A 3968-nucleotide genomic window follows, 5' to 3' on the forward strand; every position below is an offset into this window, starting at 1 on the left:
TGAGGCGCGGCTACTTCTTGTTGCGCCGCTGATGCCGGGTCTTGCGCAGCAACTTGCGGTGCTTCTTCTTCGCCATCCGCTTGCGGCGCTTCTTAATTACCGACCCCATACGGTCCTCACAGTTCTGTCGTTGCCAAAAGCCTGGGGTCTTCGCCTGGGGCGGAGACACCGGCTTAGCATCTTATCGCGCGGCGTGCGGGCCGCGCAGCCCCGTCTGACCTCCCGGCCGCGGTCAGGCCCGTTGGGCCGTCGGCCCCGCCTCCCAGCGCGCCTCGTCCCGGAGCCACTCGGCCAGCGCCTCGGCGGGGATGCGGTAGGACCGCCCCACTTTGAGCGCGCGGAGTTCGCCGGCCGCGATCAGGCGGTAGATGGTCATGTCCGACACGCGAAGGGTCTCCGCGACCTCAGACACGGTCAAGAACGCCGGCTTCGAATCCATAGCTGCGCTTTCTGAAGTGAGTGGTGTTGCCAATGACCACTGTAGTGACCGTTGTTAGTAGTGTGAACCCATGCGGGAAGCTGTGCCAAGCGGCGGCGCGCCAGCGCGCTCGTTCGGAGAGCGCCTGGCCCACACCACCCCCGCCCGCCTGGCCGTGGCCACCTTCATGCTGGTCATCCTGGTGGTCGCCGCACTGCTCTGCCTCCCGACCGCCCGGGCCGGACCCTATTCGCCGAACCTTGTCGACGCGGTCTTCACCGCCACCTCCGCCGTCTGCGTGACCGGGCTGACCACCGTGCCCACCGCCGAATACTGGTCCGCATTCGGCCAGGTGGTGATAGTGGCCGGCATGCAAGTGGGCGGCCTGGGCGTGATGACGTTGGGCTCGATGCTGTCCTTCGCGGCCTCCCGACGGCTCGGTTTGCGCTCAAAGCTGTTGACGGCATCGGAAACCGGCACCTCCCGGCTGGGGGAAGTCGGCGTCCTGGTGCGGGCCGTCGCGGTCATCTCCGTGGCGGCCGAACTGCTCCTGATGGCCATCCTGACGCCGCGTTTCATCCTGGCCGGGGAAAGCGCCGGGGCCGCGCTGTGGCACGGGCTGTTCTACGGGGTCTCCGCCTTCAACAACGCCGGTTTCGTCCCGACCATCCAAGGGCTGGACGCCTTCGCGTCCGATTGGTGGGTGCTGGCGCCCATCATGACGGCGGTGTTCGCCGGCTCTCTGGGCTTCCCGGTCATCTTGGACCTGACCAGGCATTGGCGCCACCCGTCCCAGTTGGCCCTGCACTCGAAGCTGACCATCAGCTTTTGCCTGGCGCTGCTCGGGGTCGCCTGGGTCGCCTTCACCGCGATCGAATGGAACAACCCGCGCACGCTGGGCGGTCAACCGCTCGGCCCTACCCTGCTGGAGACCCTCTTCGCCAGCGTCATGACCCGGTCCGGCGGCTTTTCCACGTACTCCGTGGCGGACCAACACCCGGCCACCACGCTGCTCCAGGACGCGCTGATGTTTGTGGGCGGCGGGTCCGCCTCGACCGCTGGGGGCATCAAAGTCACCACCCTGGCGGTGATGCTGCTGGCGATCAGGGCTGAGGCGCGGGGCGACCGCGACATGGAGGCCTTCGGCCGGCGGATCGAACCGTCAATCCTGCGGGTGGCCGTCACGGTGGCCGTCGCCTCGGTCATGTTCGTCTTCACCGGCGCCCTGATCCTCAGCCTGGTCTCCGAGGCGCCACTGACCAGGATCCTGTTCGAATGCATCTCCGCGTTCGCCACCTGCGGGTTGTCAACCGGGCTGGCGGGCACGCTGCCGCCGGTCGGAAAGCTGACACTGGCGGCGTTGATGTTGACTGGCCGGCTCGGAACCATGACGATAGCCACCTCGGTGGCCATGACCAACCGCCGGCGCGTCATCCGGTTGCCGGAGGAGCGGCCCATAGTCGGCTAGGCCGCGCCCCCGTGCGGCCATGCGGGCGGGGCCGGCAGGGTGGGCGGGGCGGCCGGCGCAGGGCATGCGGTCGGCACAGGCGAACCGAGACGAAGACCAACGGAAACTAACGAAAACGGATCAGGACAGACAGAAAGGACCAAGACTGATGGACCGCAAGGGATCATCGACCGGCTCAGACGCGCCCCTGCCGACGGACGGGGCCGTGCTTGTGATCGGCATGGGACGGTTCGGCTCGCGCCTGGCATTGACCGTGGACCGGCTGGGCCGGGAGGTCCTGGCCGTCGAAAAGGACCCCGAGGTGATCCGGCGCTGGTCCGGCCGCCTGCCGCTGGTCGAGGCCGACTGCACGGACCCGGAGGCGTTGGAGCAACTGGGCGCGCGCGACTTCCCCATCGCGGTGGTCGGGGTGGGCACGGCTCTAGAAGCCTCCGTGCTGATCACCTCCAACCTGGTCGACCTGGGGTTGAACCAGGTCTGGGCCAAAGCCACCTCCTCCGAACACGCCCGCATCCTGCGCCGGATCGGCGCAAGCCAGGTCATCCTGCCGGAGGCGGACGCCGGCGAGCGCGTGGCCCACCTGGTCTCCGGCCGGCTGCTCGACTACATCGAGTTCGAGGACGGGTTCACCATCGTCAAGATGCACCCGCCCAAGGAGATGATCGGGTTCACCCTGGGGCAGTCGCAAGTGCTGAAGAAGTACGGCGTGACCGTGATCGGCGTCAAATCCCCAGGCCAGGAGTTTGAATACGCCACCGACGACACGCGCGTCTCCCGCCAGGACCTCCTCATAGTCTCCGGCAACACCACGCTGCTGGACCGCTTCGCCGCCCGCCCCTGAACAGGCCCCTGAAAAACGGACCCGGACCGGGCCGCCCCTCCGGCCCCTACATGGGCATGAGGCAGAACAGCTGGCCCGCGCCGCCCGCCGGCGCGTCGACCTGGAACACGGCGGTGCGGTTCACCCAAATCGCCTTCACGTCCTCCGCGGGCGGTTGCGGGCATTCCTTCGACGCCAGGTCCACGTCCGCGCCAGGCCAGGCGGCCGGGCCGCCCAGCGAGGCGAAGGCCTCGGCCGCGGCCTCGTCGGTCCGCCATTGGCCGGCCAACAAAGTGGTCTCCTGGTCGCCATCGGAGTAGGTCAGCGTGTAAGAGTCGAACGCCCCCAGCGCCTCCCAATCGGGGTTTTCCCCGGTGGCGGTCAGAACGTAGGTTCCCAGCACGGACGGGATCCGGTCGTAGAACTCGGTGCCCGGCTCACGCGGGGAAGGCGAGATTTTCGGCGCCGGCGGCGATGCCGTGTACGTCACGGTGATAGTCGGCTGCGGCCGCGCCCCCGCGTCCTTTTCCCGCACCACAAAGATGTACAGCAACGCCGCCGCCACCATCATCATCACGGCCAGGATCGACGCCCAAAGCCAAGTTCTCGATTGCGGAGTCGCGTCCGCAGAGTGGCGGACCGTCGCTTCCTCGTCATTCATGAGGGCTACCTTCCAGTTTCGGGCGTTCCACCACACCTTAGAAGGTATCGCGCCTCGCAGGCCAAACCGGGCGCGGTAGGTCGCGATTTCGGACCGGCGGGCGGTTTGGCGGGCGGGCGGACGGCATCGTGCGCCGTCCGTCGGCGGCCCCCTGCGGACGGCGGCGCGGCCACCGAACCGAGCTTTGCACTATCATTACCATTCAGTTGCCCCGGATATGACTAGGAGAGGCCACATGACCGCCACATTGTCCGAGTTGGTCGTTGTGTCCAATCGCCTCCCCGTGGACGCGGCGCGGGCCGAGGACGGCGGGGTGACGTTCAAACGGTCGCCGGGCGGGCTGGTGACGGCGCTGGAGCCGGTGCTGAGCGAACGCTCGGCGGCGTGGGTCGGCTGGCCGGGCACCCCCGACTTCTCGTTCGAACCGGTCCTGCTTGACGGGATCTGGTCAATCCCCGTGGCGCTCACAGCCCAGGAGATCGCCGACTACTACGAGGGCTTTTCCAACGCGACGCTGTGGCCGCTGTACCACGACGTCATAACGCCGCCGGAGTACCACCGGGAGTGGCACGAGGCGTACCGCGCGGTCAACTTCAAGTTC

Annotated in this window: 6 protein-coding genes; 3 read left to right on the plus strand and 3 right to left on the minus strand. The window is 67.8% G+C overall.

Translation table 11 applies throughout. From position 1 onward, the window contains the following. Nucleotides 1-10 precede the first annotated feature (10 nt). Together LBC97_14815 and LBC97_14820 are read right to left on the minus strand one after the other, a co-directional pair. The gene (locus tag LBC97_14815) at nt 11-109 is read right to left on the minus strand and encodes an AURKAIP1/COX24 domain-containing protein (protein MDR2567303.1); all 99 of its coding nucleotides are present in this window, start codon (nt 107-109) and stop codon (nt 11-13) included. Between the two features lie 123 nt (nt 110-232). Then, nucleotides 233-439, minus strand: coding sequence for a helix-turn-helix domain-containing protein (locus LBC97_14820; GenBank protein MDR2567304.1), 207 nt, complete (start codon nt 437-439; stop codon nt 233-235). Nucleotides 440-509: 70 nt separating this feature from the next. Between LBC97_14820 and LBC97_14825 the strand changes: the two genes are divergently transcribed. Both LBC97_14825 and LBC97_14830 read left to right on the plus strand, forming a co-directional pair. After that, the gene (locus LBC97_14825) at nt 510-1886 is read left to right on the plus strand and encodes a TrkH family potassium uptake protein (GenBank protein MDR2567305.1); all 1377 of its coding nucleotides are present in this window, start codon (nt 510-512) and stop codon (nt 1884-1886) included. A gap of 148 nt (nt 1887-2034) precedes the next feature. Beyond that, nucleotides 2035-2727, plus strand: coding sequence for a TrkA family potassium uptake protein (locus LBC97_14830; protein ID MDR2567306.1), 693 nt, complete (start codon nt 2035-2037; stop codon nt 2725-2727). Nucleotides 2728-2773: 46 nt separating this feature from the next. Here the strand turns inward: LBC97_14830 and LBC97_14835 are convergent, their stop codons facing one another. After that, nucleotides 2774-3367 (minus strand): hypothetical protein, encoded by a 594-nt coding sequence (locus LBC97_14835; protein ID MDR2567307.1) that lies wholly within the window; start codon nt 3365-3367, stop codon nt 2774-2776. Between the two features lie 235 nt (nt 3368-3602). Between LBC97_14835 and LBC97_14840 the strand changes: the two genes are divergently transcribed. Further along, a partial coding sequence (locus tag LBC97_14840; GenBank protein ID MDR2567308.1) for a trehalose-6-phosphate synthase occupies nt 3603-3968 on the plus strand: 366 nt, incomplete at its 3' end.

Source organism: Bifidobacteriaceae bacterium (assembly GCA_031281585.1).
In the GTDB taxonomy this organism is placed as follows: domain Bacteria; phylum Actinomycetota; class Actinomycetes; order Actinomycetales; family WQXJ01; genus JAIRTF01.

Coding starts and splice junctions, on each gene's coding strand:
- LBC97_14815 (MDR2567303.1), bottom strand. CDS start 109: ATGGGGTCGGTAATTAAGAAGCGCCGCAAGCGGATGGCGAAGAAGAAG.
- LBC97_14820 (MDR2567304.1), bottom strand. CDS start 439: ATGGATTCGAAGCCGGCGTTCTTGACCGTGTCTGAGGTCGCGGAGACC.
- LBC97_14825 (MDR2567305.1), top strand. CDS start 510: ATGCGGGAAGCTGTGCCAAGCGGCGGCGCGCCAGCGCGCTCGTTCGGA.
- LBC97_14830 (MDR2567306.1), top strand. CDS start 2,035: ATGGACCGCAAGGGATCATCGACCGGCTCAGACGCGCCCCTGCCGACG.
- LBC97_14835 (MDR2567307.1), bottom strand. CDS start 3,367: ATGAATGACGAGGAAGCGACGGTCCGCCACTCTGCGGACGCGACTCCG.